We start from the raw sequence: 22,576 nt of genomic DNA, 5'->3' as shown, positions 1-22,576 counted from the left end.
TGCCCACCCTACGAAACTGTCATTCTCCGCGAAGGCGGGGAATCCAGTACGCCGCGGCTTCTCCGCAAATCACTAGCTTCTCTGGAATACTGGATCGCCCGGTCAAGCCGGGCGATGACAGTTGTGCGCGGGGTGGCTTCAGCGCGTATCACAGACGTGCTAGAGCCCGCCTATGACTTCCCTCCCCTCCTCCGTCGACGTGGCGATCATCGGCGCCGGTGCCGCCGGCCTTGGTGCCGCGCACGCGCTGGCGGGCTCCGGCCTTTCCGTGGTCGTGCTGGAGGCGCGTAACCGGCTCGGCGGCCGCGCCTGGACGGTGCAGGCCTCGCCCGAGGTCATCTTCGACGTCGGCTGCGGCTGGCTGCACTCGGCCAACAAGAACTCCTTCGCTCCAATCGCGAAGCAGCTCGGATTCGAGCTCAACACCGCCCTGCCGCCCTGGCGCGAGCGCGCCTTCGGCAACGCCTTTCCGCAAACCGAGCGCGACGATTTCATGCGCGCGATGGAGGCGTTCTATGAGCGCCTCTGGCAGGCCGCGCAAAAGGGCAAGGACGAACCCGCGAGCCTCAGCCTCGAGCCGGGCAACCGCTGGAATCCGATGATCGACGCGGTCTCGACCTACGTCAATGGCTGCGAATTGACGGACATGTCGACGCTGGACTGGGACGCCTATGAGGACAGTGACCTCAACTGGCGCGTCCGTCGCGGCTATGGCGCGCTGATCGCCGCCTACGGCGCGCCGGTCACGGTGGCCCTGAGCTGCAACGTCACGTTGGTCGATCACTCCGGTCAGCGCGTCCGGCTCGAAACATCGCGGGGCACGCTGACCGCGGACAAGGTGATCCTCACCGTCCCGACCAATCTGATCGCCGATGAGACGATTCGCTTTTCACCACCGTTGCCGACCAAGGTCGATGCCGCCGCCGGCCTACCGCTCGGCGTCGACGACAAGGTGACGCTGGCGCTCGATGGCGCCGAAGCCTTCCCAACCGAAGGTAATCTGCGCGGCGCCACCATGCGCACCAAGATGGGCACCTACCACATCCGTCCGTTCGGCCAGCCCTGCATCGAAGGCTTCTTCGGCGGCAGCTTTGCGCGCGAGCTGGAAGACGCGGGCGAAGGCGCCATTGCCGCGCAGAGCATCGACGAGATCGCGGGCCTTCTCGGCAACGACATCAGGCGCAAGCTGAGGCCGCTGTATGAATCGCGCTGGGCGCGCGATCCCTTCGCGAGGGGCTCCTATTCGCATGCGCTGCCGGGGCACGCGGGAGATCGTGCTGTGCTCGCGGAGCCAGTGGACGGACGGTTGTTCTTCGCGGGAGAGGCGACGTCGCCGAATTTCTTCACGACCGCGCATGGGGCGCGGGACAGCGGGGAGCGGGCGGCTAACGAGGCGCTTGCGGCCCTTCGCGAGCCCTAGCCACGACTTCCGTCATTGCGAGCGCAGCGAAGCAATCCAGACTGCCGCCGCGGGCAAGACCCTGGATTGCTTCGCTACGCTCGCAATGACGCGTCACTCGATCACCCGCGTCCGCAAATCGGCATCGGGCACGAAGCAGGTGTCATACTTGCCGAAGATGCGATAGCGGTTGCGTGCGACGAGGCTGTAGACGGGGTCTCTTAACAGTCTCGGCACGGCGAACAACGCGCGCACCCAGCCCCAGCCAGGGAGCAGCGACAACACGGTCAGCGCGGCGTCCGACTTCATGAGCACCTCGCCGCCGTGGACTACGGCATTGGTATCTGGATCGTGCGGATCGATGCCGAACGTCTTCGCGAGCCGGGTCCCGTAGTTCGACTGGATCGGCGTGAAGCGAAACCGCTTCGCCGTATCGCGGGTCGCCACGAAGTGGACCCAACGCGAGCAGAAGATGCAGACGCCGTCATACAGGATCACGTCGTCGTCGGGCCATTTGCTCATCAGCGATTATCCAGTGTCAGGAGGGCCACCAGCATCAGCACGATCGCCGGCCCGGTCTTCACCAAAGCACCTAACGGCTCGATCCAGAGATCGGGCGTGAGGATGGCTGCACCCACCATGTAGCCCAGCGAGGCGACGATGCCTGCAACGAGCCCGATCGCCGCGGTGCGGCGGAAGGCGATCAGCACGCCGATGCTCATATCCATCAGGCTGGTGCCGATGGTGATGGGATCGACCAGCGCAGGCGGAAAGTTGTGCGCGGTCAGGATGCCGGCGGCGCCGCGATAGGACACGAACAGTGCGATGAAACCCGAGACGAGCCAGAACACGACCAGGCTTGCGAAGATCGGCGCCTTGATCAGGAACAGCCGCGCGAACCATTTGTCCTGGATACGTGCCGGATGGCGACCGATCGTCTCAGCCAATGTCTTCGGCGCGATGCCCGTGGCTGCGATCCACGCCGCGGGATCGCCGGTCACGCCACGGCGCAGCTCGGCAATGGCGGTGGAACGCAGCGGCGGCGTCCAGCCGAGATGATTGGCTAAATCGCCGATTTTGGCGCCGAGATCGAGCAGGAGGGCCGGCATCGCGAGACGCGGCCAAGTGGCCGTGCCGAACGCGTGGCGAAACTGCTTGATGACGCCGGCCATCGTGACCGGCTCTGCCTGCATCAGGTCCCAGCTCACCGCTTTCACGGAGGCGTCATCGATGTCGCGCGCAGCGAGCCAGGCAATGGTGGCGGCGATGTCCTCGACCGCGACGGGCTGGAAGAGCGTCGCCATTTCCTTGTCCGGCAGGTCGAGCGGGAAAGCGGCCAGCGCACGCAGCATGGCGCTGCCGCCATAGGCTGACGGCGCAACCACGAAGCCCGGCCGCAGGATGGAATGGGGAATGCCGGAGGCCGCGATCAGACGTTCCGCTTCGCGTTTGGTCGTTGCGAAGGCAGTGCGATCCGCCTCCACCATCCCGGGGATCGAGATGTGCACCAGACGGATCGCACGGCCGCTATCGCCAATTGCCTGAAGCAGGCGCGCGACGAAATCACGATGCACGGCATTCGCGTCGCTGCCGGGCCCGTCCTGGAGCACGCCGAGGCAGTTCACGACGACATCGACGGCATGCTCGTTGAGCACTCGCGCCAGCGCAGCCGCATCCAGGATGAGGATCGGCAGCTCGATGTCCAGCGCGCTCATCTGCTGCGCCGGCGACAGCTTACGTGCCACGCCGACAACGCGAAAGCCACGCGCGCGCAGATCGTCGGTGACGAAGCGGCCGATCAGGCCGGAGGCGCCGAACAGCAAGATGGTTCGCTTACTCATTGCGCCTCTCAAAACGGTTTTGCGATCATCAGCCAGAGGATCAGCATCGTCGCGCCGAAGCCGGGGAAGCCGAATATGAACCAGCGGCGGAACAGAACGAAATAGCGCTCCGGAAGCGCGTTGCACTGTTCGGCCGCCTTGCGCGCGAGGTCGCGCATCTCGATCTGCATGAAAACGACGGGGACCCAGAACAGGCCTGCAACGGCATACAGCGCGAGCGAAGTCAGCAGCCAGCGCTCGGTGAGCGACGTCGCCGAGAGCATCATCAGCAGGCCGCCCGTGACCGGCTGAACGATCACGGCCGACAGCGTGAAGATCGCATCCGCGATCACGACCACGGCGGCAGTGCGCGCGATGAATGCCACATCCTGCGTGCGATGGGCCATCAGCATGAAGAAGGCGATGCCGGTTCCGGTGCCGAGGATGACGATGGCGCCGAGCACATGCAGGAATTTGACCAGGAAATACAGCGTCATGGCTTCTTGGTCGCCATTGGCTTGGGCTGGTTCAGCCCACGCGCGAGATCACCGCTTGCGGCTTTGACGCCGGCCTCGGTTTCGATCATCCAATGACCCTCGCTGCCGATGGCCGGCAAGGTGTGGAAGTCGACCTCGCCGCCAGCGCCGCGAAACGCCTCGACCAGCTTTTGCGAAAACGCCGGCGCGAAGTAACTGTCATTGGTTGCAACGAGCCACGTGACGGGAATGCGCGCGGCCTTGCCGAATTCGGCTGCGGCCGCAAGGAGCGTGTGCGGCGCGCAGATCCTGTTCGGCTCATCATTGGCATGGCCGCCGCGCCCCGGTGCGAATGCAATGATGGCAGAGACCGCCTTCGGATCGGCATTGGCGAGCGCCAGCGCGCCCCAGCCGCCGGCGGAATGGCCGAGCACGATCGCGGCGTCTTTGCGGATAAATTCCTGCTTTCGCAAATAGTCCAGCGCGAGCGAGATTTGGTCGGCCGTTGCGCGGGCCGATCGCGCGTAGTCCGCCTCGTCGCAGCCGCCCTGGTCTTCGACATAGTGGCCACCGGTCGCGCCATGGCCGAGCCGTTCCGGCACCAGTACGGCAAAGCCGCGCGCGACGAGATACGTCGTGAGCGCGCGATATTCCGGCCGCGGCATTTGCGCGCGACGCAAGCCATTCTGCGTCGAGGCGTGGGCGATGACCGCGAGCCGGAACGGGCCGACGCCGAGGGGGCGAAACAGCAGCGCATGCGCGGCCATGCCGGTATCCGGCGATGGCACGCGCCACTCTTGCCGGCGAAACGGTTCGCCCTGCTCTCCCAATGGGCCCAACGTGACCTGAGCGCACAGAGGTGACGCAGCCAGCACGGCCAGCAAAGACAAAAGCGCAGGAGTGACGAGGAGCCGCATGAATTGCCAGAGGAGGCGGACACGAACAGCAATGGCCACACTAATAGGAACGAATCACTCCGGGCAGACTTTCTGCGCTGCCATTGCCATTCATTCGTTGCCGCAACGAGTTTTGCACCGACACATGGCAGGCCACTGCCATTCAAAACGCCGGCGTGTCCTCTTTCGGGACAACGGGCTTGAAATACTGATGCAGAAAGTCCACACGTTAACCGATAATTAACGATAGGTCTTGCCGCCGGCGCGGCGACTTGATTTGATCGCCTCCATGAGCACAACCCTGATCGAGGTCCGGCCGGCCAAAGCCGCAGATGCAACTGCGGTGGCGTCGACCCATGACGAAGCCTGGCGCTCGGCCTATCAGGGCATCATCCCCGGCGCGGAGCTGGAAAAGCTGATCAACCGCCGCGGTCCACAGTGGTGGGACAGCGCAATTCGCAAGGGCAGCCGCGTCAGCGTGCTGGTGTTCGGCGACAAGATCGCGGGCTATGCCAACTATGGCCGCAACCGCGCCCGCAGCCTGCATTTCGACGGCGAGATCTACGAGCTCTATCTGCGGCCGGAATTCCAGGGCCTCGGCTTCGGCCGCCGTCTGTTCGCCGCCGCCCGCCGCGACCTGATGCAGAGCGGCCTGAAGAGCATGGTGGTGTGGGCGCTCTCCGATAACGATCCGGCCACCGAGTTCTACCGTGCCTTGGGCGGCCGCATGGTGGCGCGCTCCTCGGAGCGGTTCGGGCCGAAGTCGCTCGACAAGGTTGCCTTCGCTTGGACCAATTGAGCTGCTGAAACCTGAATCGGCAGCGTTTTCCATCCGTTGATACCGCCCGCCTTTTGCGTCGGTGATCGCCGGATTCATTATTTCACAAAAACGCGATGGATCAGCGGGCCAAGCCCGCGTATGACAGCGCCAAAATCGCTGCCGGGCGCGATTTCACCTCGGCAACAACGGAGCCTTGAATGCGTATCGATGCGGTCTCGATCGGGAAGAACGTACCCCACGACGTCAATGTCATTATCGAAGTCCCCGTGGGCGGCGAACCGATCAAATACGAGATGGACAAGGAGGCCGGCACGCTCGTCGTCGATCGCTTCCTCTACACGCCGATGCGTTACCCCGGGAACTACGGCTTCATCCCGCACACGCTGTCGGATGACGGCGATCCCTGCGACGTGCTGATCATCAACACCCGCGCCATCATTCCCGGTGCCGTCATGAGCGTGCGCCCGGTCGGCGTGCTGTTCATGGAAGACGAAGCCGGCGGCGACGAGAAGATTCTGGCGGTACCGTCGTCAAAGCTGACGCAGCGCTACGACAAGGTGAAGAGCTATTCCGACCTGCCGGATATTACGCTCCAGCAGATCCAGCACTTCTTCGAGCACTACAAGGATCTCGAGAAGGGCAAGTGGGTGAAGATTTTGCGCTGGGGCGGCCCGGAGGAAGCGCACAAGCTGATCCTCGAAGGCATGGATCGCGAGAAGAAAAAGAAGGCCTGAGCCTTCGGTATCCCGGACAAAAGGTGTGCTCCCTCGCCCCGTTCTTACGGGGAGAGGGTTGGGGTGAGGGGCTACCTCCACAAAGACGGTCAGAGTTGGACTCGCGGAGAGTCCCCTCACCCGGAGTCCGCGCTTCGCGCGAATTCCGACCTCTCCCCGCAAGCGGGGAGAGGTGAAGAAAAGCTACACCGCCGGCTTCGGCAGCCCTGCGATCGCGCAGGCGGCGCGCAGCGTGTTCACCAGCAGGCAGGCGACCGTCATCTGGCCGACGCCGCCCGGCACCGGCGTGATCGCGCCGGTAACTCCAAGTGCTTCCTGATAGGCGACGTCGCCGACGAGCCGCGTCTTGCCGTCTGCTTTGGGGATGCGGTTGATGCCGACGTCGATCACGGTCGCGCCCGGTTTCAGCCAGTCGCCGCGCACCATCTCCGGCTTGCCGACCGCGGCGTAAACGAGGTCGGCGCGCTTGACGAGGCCGGGCAGGTCGCGCGAGCGCGAATGCGCGATCGTGACCGTGGCGTTCTCGTTCAGCAGCAATTGCACCAGCGGACGGCCGACCAGGTTGGAGCGGCCGATGACGATGGCGTTCATGCCTTCGAGCGAAGTGTGCACGCTTTTGGTCAGGATGATGCAGCCGAGCGGCGTGCAGGGCGACAGCGCCTCAAAACCGCCGGCGAGCCGGCCGGCATTGCTCGGATGCAGGCCATCGACATCCTTGGCGGGATCGATGGCGTTGATGACGGCCTCGGTGTTCAGCCCCTTCGGCAGCGGCAGTTGCACCAGAATGCCGTGCACGGCCGGATCGCGGTTGAGCTTTGCGACGAGAGCCAGGAGATTCGCTTGCGAGACGTCGGCGGGCAGCTTGTGCTCGAACGAGGCCATGCCGGCGCCTTGCGTCTGGGTGTGCTTGGAGCGGACATAGACCTCGCTGGCGGGGTCGTTGCCAACCAGCACCACCGCGAGGCCGGGGACCAGATTGTGCTCGCGCTTGACGCGGGCGACCTCCTCGGCGACGCGGCCGCGAAGTTCCGCGGCAATGACTTTTCCATCGATGATTTTGGCGGTCATGTCAGTTCCCTCAGTCTTTCGATTTAGCCGACACGAGCTGGCGCAGGGCTTCTCCGAGCCGCACCGGGTCGCCGTCGACCGCGATCTGCTTCAACCGCGAGGTAGCTCCCGATAGCAATTTTACGCTGGCCTTGGGCACGCCAAGCGATTTCGCCAGCAGGACCAAGACAGCCTTGTTGGCCTCGCCACCATCGGCAATGGCGCGTACCCGCACCTTGAGCACGCTGCGGCCGTCGGAGAGTTGCTCGATCCCGTCGATGTCGTCGCGGCCGCCGCGCGGCGTCACCCGCAGCGCGATGCCGACGCCTGCGGCAGAGATGCGCCAGGGTTCTTTGGCAACCAAGGCGCTCCAGCCCGCTTAGATCACGTTCGGGTAGATGTAGTACAGGATCACCCGCTCGATGAACATGATCAGCAGAATCAGGATGATCGGCGAGATATCGAGGCCGCCGAGACTGGGCAGGAAATTGCGAATCGGTGCCAGCAGAGGCTCGGTGATCCGGTACAGGAACTCCGCCACCGCCGAGACGAACTGGTTGCGGGTGTTCACCACGTTGAAGGCGATCAGCCAGGACAGGATCGCGGCCGCGATCAGCAGCCAGACGTAGAGATCGAGCACGATGATGACGATGTCGAGAACGGCACGCATGGCTTTTGAAAACTCTGGCTCCGGTCGGGATTGACGGCGTTTGCTTGATATCGGTTCCCCCCGACCCAAACAAGGGAAGTCGGCGCCCGGATGGCCAAAACCGGGTTATACCCGTCCTTGACTTGACCTTGGCGGGGACTTAAATGGCGCCCGGTTGTCGGCCGCGTTCACCAGAGCGGCCAGCAAAGGGGCCATAGCTCAGCTGGGAGAGCGCGTCGTTCGCAATGACGAGGTCGGCGGTTCGATCCCGCCTGGCTCCACCACGCTTCGCCCTTCGGGCTACGCGTGGCGCAGCCGCGTCGGAGCCCGAAGGACGAGGCGTGGTGTCCGGCGAAGCCCGCAGGGCGAAGACGGACTATCTCGGAAAATCTACCTCCCCGTGAACCTCGGCGGCCGTTTCTCCATAAAACTCGCCACGCCCTCCCGGAAATCGCTGCCGTTGAGCGCCACCATCATTTCCCGGTTGGCCTCGATCGTCGCCTCGGCCAGGGTCTGGAACGGCACCTCGTAGAGCTGCCGCTTGATCACGGCCATCGCGCTCGGTGAGACGAAATCGGCGAGATCGCGCGCATAGGCATAGGTCTCCTCGCGGAGTTTTTCCGGCGAGTAGAGCCGGTTCACCAGCCCGATCCGCAACGCTTCGTCGCTCGGCACGCGCCTCGCCGAGAGCAACAGATCCAGCGCATGGGCATGGCCGACGATGCGCGGCAGCATCCAGCTGATGCCGTGCTCGGCGATCAGGCCGCGCCGCGCGAAGGCGGTCGTGAACACCGTATTGTCGGCGGCAAAGCGCAGGTCGCAATAGAGCGCGTGGACCAGGCCGATACCGGCGGTCGCGCCGTTGAGCATGGCGATGACGGGCTTTGCGATCGACGGATAGAAGCCGTAGCGCGTCTGCCAGTCCGGGCGGCGGTTCATGTCGAACGGCGGCAGGTTCGATGCGCGCCCGACGTCATTGGGATCGAGCCCTTTCAGCGCATCCATGTCGGCACCGGCGCAGAAGGCGCGGCCCGCGCCGGTGAGCACGATGACGCGGACATTGTCGTCGGCGCTTGAGGCTTCCATCGCGTGACGCACGTCGCGCTCCATCGTCGGCGTCCACGCATTCATGCGGTCCGGGCGATTGAGCGTGATGGTCGCGATCCTGTCGCTCACCTCATAGAGAATGTGTTCATAGGCCATGGCGCTCTCCCTTTGCTTGCCGGCGCAATCTCGCGTGCGCGCGTTGCGAACGAGCCTAGCATATAAAGGGATGAGGCAAGGGCTTGCGCGGAGGCGCGATTCACTCGGCGGCTTGCGCCAGCACCGGCCGGCGCGCCAGCCAGCCATTGATGAAGTGATCGAGCCAGGCGCGCTCCGCGAGGTCGTAGACGGCACGATCCGCGAAATGGTGATGCCGCTGCCGCGCGCCGGGCGCGCTGAAGCCGTCATAGCCGCGCGTGGTCCAGCAATGCATCATCGCGTAGGTCACGTCTGGATGAAACTGCACACCGAAGGCGTTGCCGGCACGGAACGCCTGCACCGGAAAATCATCACCTTCCGCGAGCTGCTCGGCGCCGACCGGCAGCTCAAATCCCTCGCGATGCCAATGATAGACCTGCGCAGGCCAATCCGGGCAGAGCGCGTGGCCCGCAGCGGTCGGCCTGATCGGGTAATAGCCGATCTGGGTCAGCGCATCCGCATGCGGCGCGACGCGGGCCCCTAGCTGCATCGCGAGCATCTGCGCGCCGAGGCAGATGCCAAGGAACGGACGCTGCTCACGAAGCGGAATTTCGATCCAGTCGATCTCGCGGCGGATGTAGTCGTCGGAATCATTGGCGCTCATCGGACCGCCGAAGAACACGGCGCCGGCATGCTGATCGAGCGTCTCGGGCAGGGGATCGCCGAAGCGGGGACGGCGAATGTCGAGGCGATGGCCGAGCGCGCGCAGCGCATTGCCGACCCGGCCGGGCGTCGAGGATTCCTGATGCAGGACGATCAGAACCGGCAACCGGGCTTCGGAAGCGGAGGCGGCCGCGCCCGGCGTCCTTCTGGGAAAGGGCACCAATTCTGCGCCACCAAACCTGTCCGTCCGGAACGACATGGCCTCTGCGAGTGCTATCGGTTCAGGCCGCCAGCATAGCTAAGCGATGGTTAACATCGTGTGAGTTCGCGCACACACACCGGCTGAAGCAAGCTCCGGGCCACTACGGTGCTTCAAAGTTTTCTCTAGTGCCTGCGCCTCTGAAACCGGCTGGTAGCGGCCAGGATGAAGCCTCGCGGGAAGAAACGCAGCGCCAACGGCACAATCTTGATGCCCAGACCAGGCAGCACTGCCCGTTTGTTGGCCATCAAGCCACGATATGCATCGCGCGCAACTTCGGCGGCTGAGACGTTGAGAACGGCCGTATCATGTTGGGAGCCGACACCGGCGCGCGCCTGGAATTCGGTGGGCACCGGACCCGGGCAAAGTACGGTGACGCGAACGCCGCGCGGCGCGAGCTCCGCCCGCAAGGCTTCGGTGAACGAAATCACATAGGCCTTGGAGGCGTAATAGACGGCCATGCCGGGGCCAGGCAGAAAGCCGGCGACCGATCCGACATTGAGAAGACCGCCCTTGTTCTTGATGAGCTGATCGGCAAAGCGCAGCGATAGATCCGTCAGGGCCCGCACGTTGACGTCGACGATGCCGAGCTGCTCGAGGCGATCGCGCTCGATCGCATCGCCGAACACGCCGAAGCCGGCATTGTTGACGAGATGATCGAGCTCGACGCCTTCGGCGGCAAGTGCTGCCGCAATGGTCTTGCCGGCATCCGCTTGCTCGAGATCGCAGGCGATCACGATCGGCTTCTTGCCGCCGTTGGCGGCGAGCTCGTTCGCGAGCGCCTCCAGCCGATCCGTCCGGCGCGCCGTCAACGCGAGGCGATGCCCGTTGGCAGCAAACACACGCGCCAGCTCCGTGCCGATGCCCGCCGAGGCACCGGTGATCAGCGTCACCCGCTCAGTCACGATGGAAGACTCTTGAATTCAAGTTTTTGGCCCCGCAATGGCGGAACGAGAGCACAGGCCGCGCGCGACATGCAAGCCGCGCCGCCAGCATGGCCGCTTGAGCAGAACGACAGGCCGCGCTGAAAAACCGTTGATTTGCAGGCGGATTCAGCGCAGGCAGCGGATAAATTAAAGTTTCGTCATGTGTCCGGGCAGGCCGCGATCAGTCGCGTCTAGAGCTGTCAGCCGCCGACAGCGCTGTCCTTGACTTGGCCGCCGACGCGGTCCGCGACCGCGTGCTTCAGGTCGATCCGGTCGCGCTGCGATATCCCGAGCAGGTCGGAGGCGCGCCAGACGACGTTGTCCTCGAATTCGCTGACCTGACCGTCGGCATAGACCAGCTCCCACATCATCTGCACGATGCGTTTGCGCCCCTCTTCGTCGAGCGAGCGCATGATGACGCTGGTGAAATGATAGAGATCGACCGCCTCGCCCTCGACCTGGGTGGCGTCGGCGATCAGCCGATCCGCGGTGCCGCGATCGAGCCCAAAATGGCTTTCGATCAGGCTGTGCAGCTTGCGCTGCTCGGCCGCGCTCGGCTGGCCGTCCAGCGAGACCACGTGAATCAGCAGCGCCGTGGCCGCCAGCCGATAGTCGCTGTCGCCAAATGCGCGGTCCTGGTCATGGGGAGCAACAATGTCGGCGATGAATTGGCGCAGGCCGTCGAGCATAAAGTCCTACCGAGATCGATGAAGCCGCGAGGGGTGGCTGTTATCAGCACTATATGAGCAGCAAACTCAACCGGCGCAATGTACGTCAGTTCCGCGCGCTGCATTACGTTTCGGCAATCTGTTGTCGTGATTTGAAGCACCCCTCAGGGGTCGTCCCGGCGAAGGCCGGGACCCATAACCACAGGGTGTAGTTCGGCGAAGATTGGTCGTTTTTTACTGTGTCCATTCGCAACCGAGAGATCACGCGGTATGGGTCCCGGCCTTCGCCGGGACGACGTCGGGTGATGATTACGGTATCTCATACACCACCATCTTGTCGGCGATGCCGCGCAGCGCGGCGTGCTTCTGGATCGGTTTGATCTCGCGCTGCTGAAGGATTTCAGCAACCGCGGGCGCATCGAGCACCGGGCCGGTGATGTGAATTTCCTGCGCGGTCGACAGACTTTGCACGCGCGAGGCGATGTTGACTGTCTGGCCGAAATAATCCTGGCGCTCGTTCAGCATCACCGCAAGACATGGACCTTCATGGATGCCGATCTTGAGAATGAGATCGTTGGCGCCGCGTTCCTTGTTCAATTCATCCATGGCTGCACGCATGCGCAGTCCCGCCGTAATCGCGTGCTCAGGTCTCACGAAGGTCGCCATGACAGCATCGCCGATCGTCTTTACAACCGCCCCCTTCTCGGCGGCAATGATCTCCAGCAGCGCACGGAAATGCGCGCGCACGAGATCGAAGGCGGCGAGATCGCCGACGCGCTCATAAAGCGCGGTCGATCCCTTCAGGTCGGTGAACAGGAACGTCAGCGAGGTGATCTGGAGCCGCTGGTCGAGACTGAGATTGTCCGCCTTGAAGACGTCGCGAAAAGTCTGGTTCGACAGCATCCGCTTGGCGGTGAGGAACGGCTTACGCTTGCCGATGAGATGATGAAGCGCCTCGGCCGCGATGAACACCGACGGCAGCACGCGCACACCGGCCTGGTTTTCCAGCGATAGCCGCAGCGGACCCGGCCGCATGGTCGTCGTTCCCGTTGGGGCCTGCACCTTGTTGTACATGATGGCGAGCTGCTGACGGTCCTTGGTCGGCTCGCCCTGGACATCGATGAAATGAGCGGCGTGCGTCACCGGCTCGAAGATGATGACGAAATCACTCGGCAATTGCAGTGACATCGTCGCCTTCTCGCCGGCCGGCAGCTCCATCGTATCCAGCGTCACCTCGTTGGCCAGCGTCGCAAACGATTCCTTGTTGAAGTCGACCCCGGAGCTCCAGAACACCTGCTTGAAATATTCCCACACCGGAAGCGTATCGGGATCGTGCGCCGCGATGCGCCGGACGCGCGGATTCACGGTGAAAGAGACCTCGACCTGGTCGTCGACGGACGCCTTGTAGCCGCAGGCGCAGAGCGCGCAGTGATAGTCGTCCGGCTTGAGCGCCTTGAGCGTCGAGTGAGCGCCCAGCACGCCGCCGCAACCCGGACACAGCACGTTCCAGCCGAGATCGAACAGACCGAGCCTGGCCGAATGCAGGAAAGCCGAGATGACGCGCTCTTCGTCGAGGCCGTGATGCCGGGAGAAATCGAGGACATTGACGCGGTTGAGCTCGTGGTCCTCGCCATCCTGGATGAGGCGCGCAATCGCATCGACCACCTTTGCATCGGCTGTCTGCTTCAGAACGGAAAACTGGGCCTGGATGTCGCTCATGGCGGGGCTCTGTCTAAGCTGGATCACGCCATCGGCCAGACGAGGGTCCGTTACCGACGGGTGATGCGGAACATGGGTGAGTGGTCCGGCTGGGTCGTGACGACGCCATGCGGGATCACGGGAACGGTATCGGCAAGCTCGACGCGGAACGCACCGATCAGCCGGGCCAGCGCCAGCACCGATTCGGCTTGGGCAAACGGCGCGCCGATGCAGACGCGTGGCCCCGCGCCGAACGGCAGATATGCGAAGCGATCGGGCTCCGCCGACATGAAGCGCTTTGGAATGAACGCGTTCGGCTGATCCCACAGTTTCTCGTGCCGGTGCAAAAGCCACGGCGCGATCATGATGATATCGCCCTTGCCGATCTCGATGCCGGCCGCGTTGTCCCTATCGCGCGCGGCACGCGCGACCAGGAAGGCGGGCGGGTAGAGTCGCATCGTCTCCTCGATCACGGCACGAGTGAACTTCTGCCGATCGATGTCGGCGATGCTGTCGAGATGTTCGCCGCGGGTCTCCGTGGCAACTTCCTCCTGCGTGTCAGGATCGAGCGACAGCAGATAGAGCGCCCAGAACAGCGCCGTCGCCGTGGTCTCGTGACCTGCGAGAATCATGGTCGCGACCTCGTCGACGAGCTGTTCGTCGGAAAAGCCCTTGCCCGTTTCAGGATCCCGTGCCTCGTCCATGAGATCGAACAGGTCGCGCGGCGGTGCGCCGTCCTTCTTGCCCGCCGCGCGCCGTTCGGCAATCAGCATGGCAACGAATTCGGTCCAGCGCTTGCGAAACCGCGCCCGTGCGAAATCCATCGGGCTCGGCCAGGACACGGGCAGCACCATGTCGAGGAAATAAGCCCGCCCCAGCCGCGCGGCATATTCCATGATGAAGTTGCGCAAGGTCGCGCCATGCCGGTCCATGCCGAACGAGAACATCGTGCGTCCGGCGATCTCGAGCGTCATGTGCTGCATGACCTCGCGCAGATCGACCGGCTCGCCGGTTCGCGTATCGAGCTTTGTGATGGTCTCGTCGAGCACCGCCGTCATATGCGGGACGAGATTTGCGGTGGCGCGCGGCGTGAAGGCCGGCGCGAGCGTGCGGCGCTGAAACGTCCAGGAATGACCTTCCGCAATCAGGAGGCCGTCACCCAGCACGGGGCGCAGCATGCGGATGCCCGCCGGCGTGCGCGTATAGTTCTCGTAATTGCTGAGCAGGACGTGTCGGATCGCGTCCGGCTGGTTGAGGATGAAACTGTTGCGCAGAAAAAAGCGGCCCGGGATGACGTCTTCCTCATAGGCACGCTGTCCCCAGGTCGCGATCATGTTCTGCCGGATCACCGCGAGCTTGCCAAAGAACGACATGTCATCCGGCGCGCGCGGCGGCGTCGGAGGGATGAGGGGCCGACGCACGCTGGCGATGTTCATGGCTCGCTCCCGCAGAAGTGACGCAGGTCAATAGCTAGTAAGTCAGCTCGGCGATCGCAATCCTGTTCTCGGCGGCGGGCCAGGCGCGTGCCACAATCCGTTCTTCGCCAAATTGGGCCACGATGTTACGCCCGACCTCGCTGGCCGGAAGCCGCAGGGTTGCTGCCGCATCCGTGGGCACGCCCGGTTTGACGTCGGCCGGCTCCTTGCCGTCGAGCAGCACCACGTCCCGCGGCAGGCCGAAATAGCCGCGCGGCCGCGACATGATCACGACAGCTCCTGCGTCCTTGTCGGCCGGCCCGAGCGGGCGCGCGGGACGCAGGTGCACGACGTCGGACGAGCGCGGGAAGGGCGAGCGGTAGATGTGCGTCGTCGGCGCGTCGGGCGATGCCAGGACGAATTCGAGTGACCAGGCCGGATTGACCTGCGCCGGTCCCCAGCGGCCATCGGCACCGGTCTTTGCGCTGTGCAGCGCCCCGCCGTTGCGCTCTCCCGTTTCAGGATCGACGCGGAAGACATCGACGGTTGCGCCCGCCACCGGACGGTTGGTCGACACGCCGCCCGGCGTGCCCGTGACCAAACCGCTCAACTTCACGCTTGGCTCCGGCACAATCGCGATACGCGTGGGCTCGCGGCCGGCGATGAACTTGTAGATCTCGCGGAACGCGCGCGGATGAAACGCCACCTCGCGATGATCGAGCGCACCAAGCACGAGGTTGGTGGCGCCCTTCAGCTCCGGCCCTTCGGCGGTGACACCGGTCGGAACGCCGGGCTTTCCGATGAAACGCCCGTCGGCCTGGGCATATTTGTCCAGGCCGTCACTGCGCAGAGTGAGAAAAGCCGTGCCCGGCGTCACCTCGCTCTCGCCCTCGTTCAGGCCGCGCAGGAATGCGCCGCGGCCGTTGAACTCGTTGTTGGGCGTATCGTCGGTCGCGAACACGCCGTGATTGGGCGTGCCGCACAACACGGCGTGGCTGACATCGCCGGCGCCGCCATTTTTGATGACGTTGCGGATGGCATAGCCGCCGCGCGAGCTGCCGACCAACGCCACGCGGGACGCGCCGGTACGGCGCTTCAGGTCCGCGATGGCCGCAGTGAGCCCGCGGCGCTGGTCCTCGGTCGAGGACCGGTTCGCCTGCTCGACCTTGTCGTCGCTCCGCGCCAGCGGATCGGTGAAATTGATCGCCGCCATGCGATCGCGCGCGACGCCGTTGGATTCCATCCGCCACAAGGTCGTGATCCAGAGCGCGTCGTAGTCGCCATTGCCGTGGACGAACAGGATCGGCGGCAGCTCGGTGCTTGGCGTGGCGGCCGGCGCAGTTTGGGCCATCGCGCCTGCCCGCAAGCTCGCAACTGCGAAAGGCAGGCTGCTGACCCCTTGCAGGATCGTCCGTCGCGACAGCTTCATTTGTTCCTCCCCCCGGCAAACGCCTCTTTGCACCGCTTATACCGACCTAACCACTGGACAGCGAAGGACTTTCGCAGGCATCAGTGAATTGGCCGGAATCACCACGACCACTTCTGACACCCGATATGGAAGGGGATATGACCGAGCAGACGAACCGCCAGAGAATTGCCGCCGAGGGCATCACCGCACCCCTGCGGTACACCGTATTCCGGCGCATCTGGCTCGCCAGCCTGCTCTCCAATCTCGGCCTCCTGATCCAGGGCGTCGGTGCCGCCTGGGCGATGACGCAGATGGCGGCCTCCGCCGACAAGGTGGCGCTGGTGCAGACCGCGCTGATGTTGCCGATCATGCTGATTTCGATGCCGGCCGGCGCCATCGCCGACATGTATGACCGCCGCATCGTCACCCTGGTCTCGCTGTCGATCGCGCTGACCGGCGCCACCGCGCTCACGATCCTGGCCGGGCTCAAGCTGATCACGCCGGAAACGCTGCTGGCGTTCTGCTTCGTCGTCGGCAGCGGCAACGCATTGTTTGGACCTGCCTGGCAGTCCTCGGTCAGCGAGCAGGTGCCGCCGGATGCGTTGCCGTCGGCCGTCGCGCTGAACGGCATCAGCTACAACATCGCGCGTAGCTTCGGTCCGGCGGTCGGCGGTGTCATCGTCGCCGCGGCCGGCGCAGTCGCTGCGTTTGCCTGCAACGCGGTCCTCTATCTGCCGCTGCTGGTGGTGCTGCTGCTCTGGCGTCGCAGCACCGAACCCTCGCGCCTGCCGCGGGAAAAGCTCAACCGCGCCATGGTCTCCGGCTTCCGCTACATCACCAACTCGCCGCCGATCAAGATCGTGCTGCTGCGCACGCTGGTGATGGGCCTGATCGGCGGCGCCGTAATGGCGCTGATGCCGCTGGTCGCGCGCGACCTCTTGCATGGCGGCGCGCAGACCTACGGCATCATGCTCGGCGCGTTCGGCATGGGCGCGGTGGTCGGCGCGCTCAACATCCATGAATTGCGCAAGCGCATGAGCGGCGAGGCGGCGATCCGCGCCTGCACCATCTCGATGGCGCTCGCGATGGCCGCACTCGCCTTGAGCACGGAGCCGGTGTTGACGGCGACCGCGCTGGTGCTGGCCGGTGCGGTCTGGATGGCCGCGGTCGCGCTGTTCAATATCGGCGTGCAGCTCTCGGCGCCGCGCTGGGTCGCCGGCCGCTCGCTTGCGGCGTTCCAGGCCTCGATTTCGGGCGGCATCGCGATCGGCGCCTGGGGCTGGGGCCATCTCACCGACTATGCCGGGGTCGAGGTCGCGCTCCTGGTCGCGGCCGGCCTGATGCTGATCTCGCCGCTGCTCGGCATCTGGCTGGCGATGCCGCGCGTCGGCGCGCGCAACGAGGATGCCGAGGTGCTGGCCGATCCCGAGGTGAAGCTGTCGCTGACCGGCCGCAGTGGGCCACTGGTGGTCGAGATCGAATACCGGGTGAGCCAGGAGAATGCCCGCGCCTTCCACAATGTGATGCAGGACGTGCAGCTCTCCAGGCAACGCAATGGTGCCTATGGCTGGTCGATCGCGCGCGACATCGCCGATCCGGAATTGTGGACCGAGCGCTATCATTGTCCGACCTGGCTCGACTATCTACGCCAGCGCAACCGTTCGACCCAGTCCGAACGCGCGCTGCATCAGCAGGCGATCGATTTCCACATCGGTCCCGAACCAGTGCGGATCAGGCGCATGCTTGAACGTCCGTTCGGCTCGGTGCGCTGGAAAGAGGAGACGCCGGACCGCGCCAATAGCGAGGTGCTGCCGGTGGTCGCGACTGCGGCGGGGAGCAGCACGTAAGTCTGTCAACCTGTAGCCCGGATGGAGCGAAGCGCAATCCGGGACGGTCTCACCGCGGAAACAGAACCCCGGATTACGCTCCGCTCCATCCGGGCTACGAAAACCACTACTGCCCGTGATCCGTCAGCACCTTGTCGCAGCCTTTGCTCAGCCGGGTACGGTTCTGCTTCAGGCAGGCGAGCACGGCGCCGTCGCCATTGTTCATCACGGGTCGGCAGAAGCGGCTGACATCACGCGCGCAGGCATCGTGGCCGGGCTGCTGCTGCGCGAACGCGCTCGATGCGCACAAGAGCAAAGGAATAATGAAAAGCAATCTGGTCATCGCGCAATGCCTCTTACCCGGAAGAAATGTGCGGGCGAAGCTAGTGCGGTGATCCCGAGGCCGCAACGGCTTTGTTGATTGGCTGCAACGTGCCGCCGCATGGTCCCGGCTTAACGCCGGGGCACATCGCGAGGGGAGCTAACCGACGCAACGATCGCCGCATTGCTTACTACTTGTCCTGCGCGTCAGCGATCTTGCGCGAGGCGCCCTTGGCGAGGTCCTTGTCCATCACCGCGCGGCAGCCGGCGCTTAAGTCAGAACGATGCTTGATCATGCACGCCGTGATCTTCGGGATGTTGGGGATGTCCGCCGAGCAGAGGCGGAATGCATCGCCGGTGCACATCTGCTGCGCCTCGGCCGAGAAGGCGAAGCTCGAGGTCGTCGAAACGATCGACACGATGGTGGCAAAGCCCAGGGCCAGGCTGGTGTCGCGGATCTTGGTGGTCAGGGACTTGGCAGAAAGAGGCTTGGCAGGACGAGACTTGCCAGAAAAAGACTTGGTCATTTGAAGCTCCCATTGGCGCCGTCGAACGGCGCCCGTTGTTGATGGGAACTACGATGCTCCGGCAAAACGGTTTCCACTGTGATGACAGTCACGGCAGGCGCAGCCTCTGTGACCTCCGTCACTTTGGCGCACCTCGCTGAAATTCCTCCGCAACCGCTGTCGCGTTGGTGTCACGTTAACTGTTCCTTCGCATTAATGGCTCGTCGCGCGGGAAATTCCGCCGGTTTGGTTGCGTAATTGGAAAGAATAGCGATGCGTAATGCGTTGGGCCTGATGCTGGCCAGTGTATTTGCGGCGGTCGTGATCGCCGCCGGCGGTTGGTTTTATTATTCCGCGCGCGCCGATCAGGGCGCTCCCAAGACAGTTGCCGCCCGTGCCGCCGATCCATTGCCGGCACCGGCGAAGCTCGCCGCCAAGGACGATGTCGAGTCCACCGCGACGATCGCGGCCAAGCCGGCGGCAGCTGCTGCAGCACCTGCGCCCGCCCCCGCCATGCCGGCGCAGCAGAAACAGGCCTGCGCCAATCCGAACGCGCTGGGCGTTGCCCGGGTGGTCGAGATCGACACCACAGGCGGTCCCGGCTTCGGCTTCGAGCACTTCAAGCAGTTCGACTTCCTCACCGAGAAGGAGGTTGTGTTGACCTTCGACGACGGTCCGTGGCCGGTCAACACGCCCGCGGTGCTGAAGGCGCTCGCGGATGAATGCACCAAAGGCCTGTTCTTCTCGGTCGGCAAGCACGCAACCTATCATCCGGAGATCCTGCGTCAGGTGCTGGCCCAGGGCCACACGGTCGGCACGCACACCTGGTCGCATGTCAACCTGAACAGCAAGAAGATGACCGAGCAACAGGTCAAGGACGAGGTCGAGAAGGGCTTCAGCGCAGTGCGATTCGCGCTCGGCACCAACCCGGCGCCGTTCTTCCGCTTCCCGCAGCTTCAGCACAATCCGGCGATGGTGACCTATTTCGGCACCCGCAACGTCGCGATGTTCTCGACCGACATCGACTCCTTCGACTTCAGGAAGGGCGCCACGCCGGAGAAGATCGTCGAGACCGTGATGACCAGGCTGGACAAGCTCGGCAAGGGCATCATCCTGATGCACGACTTCCAGAAGCACACCGGCGAAGCCCTGCCGGCCCTGCTCGCGCGGCTCAAGGCCGGCGGTTACAAGGTGGTGCAGATGAAGGCCAAGACCACCTTCCAGACGCTGCCGGAATATGACGAGGCGTTGCTGAAGGACCTGAAGGTGCCGACCTCGAGCGCGCGTCCGATCGGAAGCGTGGTGCAGACGGTTTCGCAGTAACCGTGATCACCGCTTCAATATGCGCATGGCCGGGCCTTCGCCCGGCCATTTGCTTTGGGCAAGCGGCTGTTACCAGTAGATACCGTGACGGTGCAGCTCGCTGATGATGCGGCGCTCGGTCCAGCTGCGCTTGTGCTTCGGCTTGTCCGCCCTGGCCGTGGTCTTGGTGGCGGGCTTGGTCGTCGCGACCGGCGCGGAGCTCGTCGTGGGCGTCGTCGCGGCCGGAGCAGTCGCCGCAGCCGGCGCAGAAAGCGACACGGCCGGCGGACGATCGGAATATTTCGGAGCCTCCGTGGTTGGCGCGACTTCGCTCAGCTGCGTCGTCGCGGTGGCGGTCGCCGACGTCGTGGTTTGCGGCGCGGAGGTCTGCTCGCCTGCCGCGGCCAGCGACAGACTGCGGGGCCCGCCTGCCTGGGCAGACGCGGAAACCAGGAGCATGGCGGCAACCAGAATGATCTTGCGCATGTGAAATCTCCCCGTGTTGGCGTTGCTGGACGTTACGGGAAGCGCGCCCGAGCTTATGTGATCACGGTCACTCGGGCTGCCGTGCAGTCTTGAACCGTGTGCTCGAGCAGGCTGGATGCGCTGGTCAAAACGCCGGGCTTGTGAGGGTCGGATGAACTGAGGCACTGGTGCCGCAAGAGGGATTCGAACCCCCGACCCCGTCATTACGAATGACGTGCTCTACCGACTGAGCTATTGCGGCGAACCCTGCCGGAGCCAGGACGATGCCGGCCCGATACGCGCGCCCCTGATATCGGGCATGGCCCGAATTGGCAAGGACAAGCGGCGTTTGAAATGCGTCTCACGCGCCCCAGCGGGACCAGAATCCGCGCCAGCCGCCGGCCTGGGCCTTCGGCGTGCCGATTTGTTCCGTAAATTCATCGCTCGGGCCCTCGTCGTCGATCCCGGGATCGTCAGGCGCGCGGACGATCGGGATTACGGCAGGGATGGGGGCCGGTCCCGGTTTGCCGAGGTCGGCGCGACTCCGGAACACCGGCGTTGCCGCCGGCGACGATGATTCGACGGGCGCGGGAGCGGGATCAACCGGCTCGGCGGGGATAAGGGTCGGCTCTTCCTTGACAGCTTCCTTGGTAGGCTCCTTGGCCTGAGGGGGCGAATTGTCCTGGGCGGCCGGCGCTGGCGCTGGGGGCGCCGCCGGCGGTTCCACCGGAGCTTCGCTGGCAGCCGCCGTCACCCGCTTCGGCGGTGGGGCCGCCAGCATGGCCTCCTCGAAGGCCGAGGATTCGATCGTGGCGCCCTTGTCGGAAGGAAGGCTCGCGACCGGTGTCTGCCACTGGAACGCATCGAGACGGCCGGTGACCGGGGAGACCGGACGCCAGCGGTCGCTGACATAGCCGTCCGCAGTCCAGGCCGGATCGTGGCGGGCCCGCACCGCGCGCAAGGTCCAGGCGCGGGCACGGCCGCCGTCGCCATGCTCGGTGCGTTCGATCTCGGCCATCAGCAGCGCGACGCGTTGGGTCGGATCGTTGACGTAGGGCGCGAGCGCCTCGCGCGCGCGGGCGAACTCGGAGGCATCGATCGCAGCGCGCGCGATCGCGAGCTGGCCCTCGATCTGACCTGCCTTGTCGGCAGGCGTCTTGGCCGCGAGCGTCTCGACCCGCTGCAAGCGCTGCCGCGCGGAATCGCCGAGCTTCACATGAGCATAGGCATCCGCGAGATCGGGATGCGGATTGGCGAGCCAGGCGGCCTCGACCAGCTTCATGGCGCGGCGCACCTGATGTGCCTCGCTCTCGAATTTCGCGGCGAGCACCGCGGCCGGCACCAGGGTCGGCGCGAGCTTGACCGCCTCCATCACGCTCTCGCGCGCGACGTCGCGGTCCATGGTTTCCAATTCCAGCGCGCGCGCGGTGAGCAGGACGCCGCGCTGCCGGCGATAGCTCCGCTTGTCGATCAGGCCAGCTGACAGATTCGAATCGAGGATCGCGAGCGCGCCGCTCCAGTCGCCGCGCGCGCAGCGGAAGCCGAGCACCGCCTGCGAGGCCCAGGTCGAGGACGGCGACAGCTTGATGGCTTCCTCGGCGATCATGACGGCGCCGACCGCATCGTCGGCGCGCTGCGCCTCGATGAACAGGCCGCGCAGACCGAGCAGCCGCGTGTCCTCACGCTCGGCCATGGCGCGGAAGACGCGCTGCGCTTCGTCGCGATTGCCTTCGAGCTGCGCCGACTGCGCGTGCAAGAGCAGCGCGAGCGGATCGTTCGGCGCATGCCGTCGCGCCGCTTCCGCATGCCGACGGGCGAGCGCGGTGTCGCCATGACCGATTGCGAGCAGGCCGTGAGTGATGGCGTGGCGGCCGCGGGCATGGCGCTTCTCATGACGACGGCGGCGCAAACGCCCCGGCATGCGCCAGATCATGGTCAGGATGCTCCAGACCAGCACGATTGCGGCTGCGAAGATGCCGAGCCCGAGCACGAACCCGGGAAACGTCGTCGTGGCACGGAGACCGCCCCAGGTCAGGACCAAATCGCCGGGCTGATCGGCAACCCAGGCTCCACCGGCCGCCGCCAGTGCGATCAGAATGAGAAAGAGGACGATGCGAAGCATGGTGATCTCTATA

Annotated in this window: 23 protein-coding genes and 2 tRNA genes; 6 read left to right on the top strand and 19 right to left on the bottom strand. The window is 64.8% G+C overall.

The window, feature by feature from the left end; translation table 11 throughout:
* Positions 1-172: 172 nt before the first annotated feature.
* On the top strand, positions 173-1,420 hold the full coding sequence (locus tag BLV07_RS09145) for a flavin monoamine oxidase family protein (RefSeq protein WP_091882855.1): 1,248 nt from the start codon (positions 173-175) through the stop codon (positions 1,418-1,420).
* 93 nt (positions 1,421-1,513) lie between these two features.
* Here BLV07_RS09145 and BLV07_RS09140 read toward each other — a convergent pair whose 3' ends face one another.
* From BLV07_RS09140 to BLV07_RS09125, 4 genes are read right to left on the bottom strand one after another with little or no spacing between them, the layout of a single operon-like run.
* Positions 1,514-1,921, bottom strand: a complete 408-nt coding sequence (locus BLV07_RS09140) for a thiol-disulfide oxidoreductase DCC family protein (RefSeq protein WP_091882852.1) — start codon at positions 1,919-1,921, stop codon at positions 1,514-1,516.
* On the bottom strand, positions 1,921-3,240 hold the full coding sequence (locus tag BLV07_RS09135; RefSeq protein ID WP_091882849.1) for an SDR family oxidoreductase: 1,320 nt from the start codon (positions 3,238-3,240) through the stop codon (positions 1,921-1,923). The genes BLV07_RS09140 and BLV07_RS09135 overlap by 1 nt, the downstream gene beginning before the upstream one ends.
* 8 nt (positions 3,241-3,248) lie before the next feature.
* Positions 3,249-3,716, bottom strand: a complete 468-nt coding sequence (locus tag BLV07_RS09130) for a DUF2269 family protein (RefSeq protein ID WP_091882846.1) — start codon at positions 3,714-3,716, stop codon at positions 3,249-3,251.
* Positions 3,713-4,612: a dienelactone hydrolase family protein gene (locus tag BLV07_RS09125; protein WP_091882843.1), complete on the bottom strand. Its 900-nt coding sequence runs from the start codon at positions 4,610-4,612 to the stop codon at positions 3,713-3,715. The genes BLV07_RS09130 and BLV07_RS09125 overlap by 4 nt, the downstream gene beginning before the upstream one ends.
* A gap of 268 nt (positions 4,613-4,880) precedes the next feature.
* Between BLV07_RS09125 and BLV07_RS09120 the strand changes: the two genes are divergently transcribed.
* Both BLV07_RS09120 and ppa read left to right on the top strand, forming a co-directional pair.
* Positions 4,881-5,390 (top strand): GNAT family N-acetyltransferase, encoded by a 510-nt coding sequence (locus BLV07_RS09120; RefSeq protein WP_008136728.1) that lies wholly within the window; start codon positions 4,881-4,883, stop codon positions 5,388-5,390.
* Positions 5,391-5,569: 179 nt separating this feature from the next.
* Complete coding sequence (gene ppa, locus BLV07_RS09115) at positions 5,570-6,106, top strand: inorganic diphosphatase (RefSeq protein WP_091882840.1); 537 nt, start codon at positions 5,570-5,572, stop codon at positions 6,104-6,106.
* Positions 6,107-6,289: 183 nt separating this feature from the next.
* Here the strand turns inward: ppa and folD are convergent, their stop codons facing one another.
* From folD to BLV07_RS09100, 3 genes are read right to left on the bottom strand one after another with little or no spacing between them, the layout of a single operon-like run.
* The gene (gene folD, locus BLV07_RS09110) at positions 6,290-7,174 is read right to left on the bottom strand and encodes a bifunctional methylenetetrahydrofolate dehydrogenase/methenyltetrahydrofolate cyclohydrolase FolD (protein ID WP_091882837.1); all 885 of its coding nucleotides are present in this window, start codon (positions 7,172-7,174) and stop codon (positions 6,290-6,292) included.
* Positions 7,175-7,184: 10 nt separating this feature from the next.
* Positions 7,185-7,517: a DUF167 domain-containing protein gene (locus tag BLV07_RS09105; protein WP_091882833.1), complete on the bottom strand. Its 333-nt coding sequence runs from the start codon at positions 7,515-7,517 to the stop codon at positions 7,185-7,187.
* Positions 7,518-7,532: 15 nt separating this feature from the next.
* A complete protein-coding gene (locus BLV07_RS09100) occupies positions 7,533-7,823 on the bottom strand; it encodes a YggT family protein (RefSeq protein ID WP_091882830.1) in 291 nt (96 codons plus the stop codon).
* A gap of 187 nt (positions 7,824-8,010) precedes the next feature.
* Between BLV07_RS09100 and BLV07_RS09095 the strand changes: the two genes are divergently transcribed.
* Positions 8,011-8,086: transfer RNA gene (locus BLV07_RS09095), tRNA-Ala, on the top strand.
* Between the two features lie 106 nt (positions 8,087-8,192).
* On the opposite strand, the gene BLV07_RS09090 is transcribed toward BLV07_RS09095, so the two are convergent.
* The 7 genes from BLV07_RS09090 to BLV07_RS09060 all read right to left on the bottom strand — a co-directional run bounded on the left by BLV07_RS09090 (position 8,193) and on the right by BLV07_RS09060 (position 16,042).
* Positions 8,193-9,005, bottom strand: coding sequence for an enoyl-CoA hydratase (locus tag BLV07_RS09090; RefSeq protein WP_091882827.1), 813 nt, complete (start codon positions 9,003-9,005; stop codon positions 8,193-8,195).
* Positions 9,006-9,105: 100 nt separating this feature from the next.
* Positions 9,106-9,906, bottom strand: a complete 801-nt coding sequence (locus tag BLV07_RS09085; RefSeq protein ID WP_091882824.1) for a glutamine amidotransferase — start codon at positions 9,904-9,906, stop codon at positions 9,106-9,108.
* A 125-nt stretch (positions 9,907-10,031) separates the two neighbouring features.
* Complete coding sequence (locus BLV07_RS09080; protein ID WP_091882821.1) at positions 10,032-10,811, bottom strand: SDR family NAD(P)-dependent oxidoreductase; 780 nt, start codon at positions 10,809-10,811, stop codon at positions 10,032-10,034.
* Between the two features lie 221 nt (positions 10,812-11,032).
* The gene (locus BLV07_RS09075) at positions 11,033-11,521 is read right to left on the bottom strand and encodes a tellurite resistance TerB family protein (protein WP_091882818.1); all 489 of its coding nucleotides are present in this window, start codon (positions 11,519-11,521) and stop codon (positions 11,033-11,035) included.
* Between the two features lie 288 nt (positions 11,522-11,809).
* Positions 11,810-13,219, bottom strand: a complete 1,410-nt coding sequence (locus tag BLV07_RS09070) for an adenylate/guanylate cyclase domain-containing protein (RefSeq protein WP_091882814.1) — start codon at positions 13,217-13,219, stop codon at positions 11,810-11,812.
* 50 nt (positions 13,220-13,269) lie between these two features.
* Positions 13,270-14,634: a cytochrome P450 gene (locus BLV07_RS09065; protein WP_091882811.1), complete on the bottom strand. Its 1,365-nt coding sequence runs from the start codon at positions 14,632-14,634 to the stop codon at positions 13,270-13,272.
* Positions 14,635-14,668: 34 nt separating this feature from the next.
* A complete protein-coding gene (locus tag BLV07_RS09060; RefSeq protein WP_176945427.1) occupies positions 14,669-16,042 on the bottom strand; it encodes a hydrolase in 1,374 nt (457 codons plus the stop codon).
* Positions 16,043-16,179: 137 nt separating this feature from the next.
* Here BLV07_RS09060 and BLV07_RS09055 point away from each other — a divergent pair, with 137 nt between their 5' ends.
* Positions 16,180-17,868: an MFS transporter gene (locus tag BLV07_RS09055; protein WP_091883073.1), complete on the top strand. Its 1,689-nt coding sequence runs from the start codon at positions 16,180-16,182 to the stop codon at positions 17,866-17,868.
* A 106-nt stretch (positions 17,869-17,974) separates the two neighbouring features.
* Here BLV07_RS09055 and BLV07_RS09050 read toward each other — a convergent pair whose 3' ends face one another.
* Both BLV07_RS09050 and BLV07_RS09045 read right to left on the bottom strand, forming a co-directional pair.
* Positions 17,975-18,190, bottom strand: a complete 216-nt coding sequence (locus BLV07_RS09050) for a cysteine rich repeat-containing protein (RefSeq protein ID WP_091882805.1) — start codon at positions 18,188-18,190, stop codon at positions 17,975-17,977.
* A 169-nt stretch (positions 18,191-18,359) separates the two neighbouring features.
* Positions 18,360-18,695 carry a hypothetical protein gene (locus BLV07_RS09045; protein WP_091882803.1) on the bottom strand — a complete coding sequence of 112 codons (336 nt, stop codon included), beginning with the start codon at positions 18,693-18,695 and terminating at the stop codon, positions 18,360-18,362.
* A gap of 252 nt (positions 18,696-18,947) precedes the next feature.
* Here BLV07_RS09045 and BLV07_RS09040 point away from each other — a divergent pair, with 252 nt between their 5' ends.
* Positions 18,948-19,997: a polysaccharide deacetylase family protein gene (locus tag BLV07_RS09040; protein ID WP_091882800.1), complete on the top strand. Its 1,050-nt coding sequence runs from the start codon at positions 18,948-18,950 to the stop codon at positions 19,995-19,997.
* Between the two features lie 69 nt (positions 19,998-20,066).
* Here the strand turns inward: BLV07_RS09040 and BLV07_RS09035 are convergent, their stop codons facing one another.
* From BLV07_RS09035 to BLV07_RS09025, 3 genes are all read right to left on the bottom strand, one after another.
* Positions 20,067-20,462: a hypothetical protein gene (locus BLV07_RS09035; RefSeq protein WP_091882797.1), complete on the bottom strand. Its 396-nt coding sequence runs from the start codon at positions 20,460-20,462 to the stop codon at positions 20,067-20,069.
* Positions 20,463-20,627: 165 nt separating this feature from the next.
* A tRNA-Thr gene (locus BLV07_RS09030) sits at positions 20,628-20,703 on the bottom strand.
* Positions 20,704-20,802: 99 nt separating this feature from the next.
* A complete protein-coding gene (locus BLV07_RS09025) occupies positions 20,803-22,563 on the bottom strand; it encodes a heme biosynthesis protein HemY (RefSeq protein WP_091882794.1) in 1,761 nt (586 codons plus the stop codon).
* Positions 22,564-22,576: the final 13 nt, after the last annotated feature.

The organism is Bradyrhizobium sp. Rc2d (assembly GCF_900099855.1).
Classification (GTDB): Bacteria; Pseudomonadota; Alphaproteobacteria; order Rhizobiales; family Xanthobacteraceae; genus Bradyrhizobium.
This window is presented reverse-complemented; position numbering and strand designations above follow the sequence as displayed.

What these genes read in the sequence shown, in the direction of transcription:
- BLV07_RS09145 (WP_091882855.1), top strand. Translation starts at nt 173, where the DNA reads ATGACTTCCCTCCCCTCCTCCGTCGACGTGGCGATCATCGGCGCCGGT.
- BLV07_RS09140 (WP_091882852.1), bottom strand. Translation starts at nt 1,921, where the DNA reads ATGAGCAAATGGCCCGACGACGACGTGATCCTGTATGACGGCGTCTGC.
- BLV07_RS09135 (WP_091882849.1), bottom strand. Translation starts at nt 3,240, where the DNA reads ATGAGTAAGCGAACCATCTTGCTGTTCGGCGCCTCCGGCCTGATCGGC.
- BLV07_RS09130 (WP_091882846.1), bottom strand. Translation starts at nt 3,716, where the DNA reads ATGACGCTGTATTTCCTGGTCAAATTCCTGCATGTGCTCGGCGCCATC.
- BLV07_RS09125 (WP_091882843.1), bottom strand. Translation starts at nt 4,612, where the DNA reads ATGCGGCTCCTCGTCACTCCTGCGCTTTTGTCTTTGCTGGCCGTGCTG.
- BLV07_RS09120 (WP_008136728.1), top strand. Translation starts at nt 4,881, where the DNA reads ATGAGCACAACCCTGATCGAGGTCCGGCCGGCCAAAGCCGCAGATGCA.
- ppa (WP_091882840.1), top strand. Translation starts at nt 5,570, where the DNA reads ATGCGTATCGATGCGGTCTCGATCGGGAAGAACGTACCCCACGACGTC.
- folD (WP_091882837.1), bottom strand. Translation starts at nt 7,174, where the DNA reads ATGACCGCCAAAATCATCGATGGAAAAGTCATTGCCGCGGAACTTCGC.
- BLV07_RS09100 (WP_091882830.1), bottom strand. Translation starts at nt 7,823, where the DNA reads ATGCGTGCCGTTCTCGACATCGTCATCATCGTGCTCGATCTCTACGTC.
- BLV07_RS09090 (WP_091882827.1), bottom strand. Translation starts at nt 9,005, where the DNA reads ATGGCCTATGAACACATTCTCTATGAGGTGAGCGACAGGATCGCGACC.
- BLV07_RS09085 (WP_091882824.1), bottom strand. Translation starts at nt 9,906, where the DNA reads ATGTCGTTCCGGACGGACAGGTTTGGTGGCGCAGAATTGGTGCCCTTT.
- BLV07_RS09075 (WP_091882818.1), bottom strand. Translation starts at nt 11,521, where the DNA reads ATGCTCGACGGCCTGCGCCAATTCATCGCCGACATTGTTGCTCCCCAT.
- BLV07_RS09070 (WP_091882814.1), bottom strand. Translation starts at nt 13,219, where the DNA reads ATGAGCGACATCCAGGCCCAGTTTTCCGTTCTGAAGCAGACAGCCGAT.
- BLV07_RS09065 (WP_091882811.1), bottom strand. Translation starts at nt 14,634, where the DNA reads ATGAACATCGCCAGCGTGCGTCGGCCCCTCATCCCTCCGACGCCGCCG.
- BLV07_RS09060 (WP_176945427.1), bottom strand. Translation starts at nt 16,042, where the DNA reads ATGAAGCTGTCGCGACGGACGATCCTGCAAGGGGTCAGCAGCCTGCCT.
- BLV07_RS09055 (WP_091883073.1), top strand. Translation starts at nt 16,180, where the DNA reads ATGACCGAGCAGACGAACCGCCAGAGAATTGCCGCCGAGGGCATCACC.
- BLV07_RS09050 (WP_091882805.1), bottom strand. Translation starts at nt 18,190, where the DNA reads ATGACCAGATTGCTTTTCATTATTCCTTTGCTCTTGTGCGCATCGAGC.
- BLV07_RS09045 (WP_091882803.1), bottom strand. Translation starts at nt 18,695, where the DNA reads ATGACCAAGTCTTTTTCTGGCAAGTCTCGTCCTGCCAAGCCTCTTTCT.
- BLV07_RS09040 (WP_091882800.1), top strand. Translation starts at nt 18,948, where the DNA reads ATGCGTAATGCGTTGGGCCTGATGCTGGCCAGTGTATTTGCGGCGGTC.
- BLV07_RS09035 (WP_091882797.1), bottom strand. Translation starts at nt 20,462, where the DNA reads ATGCGCAAGATCATTCTGGTTGCCGCCATGCTCCTGGTTTCCGCGTCT.
- BLV07_RS09025 (WP_091882794.1), bottom strand. Translation starts at nt 22,563, where the DNA reads ATGCTTCGCATCGTCCTCTTTCTCATTCTGATCGCACTGGCGGCGGCC.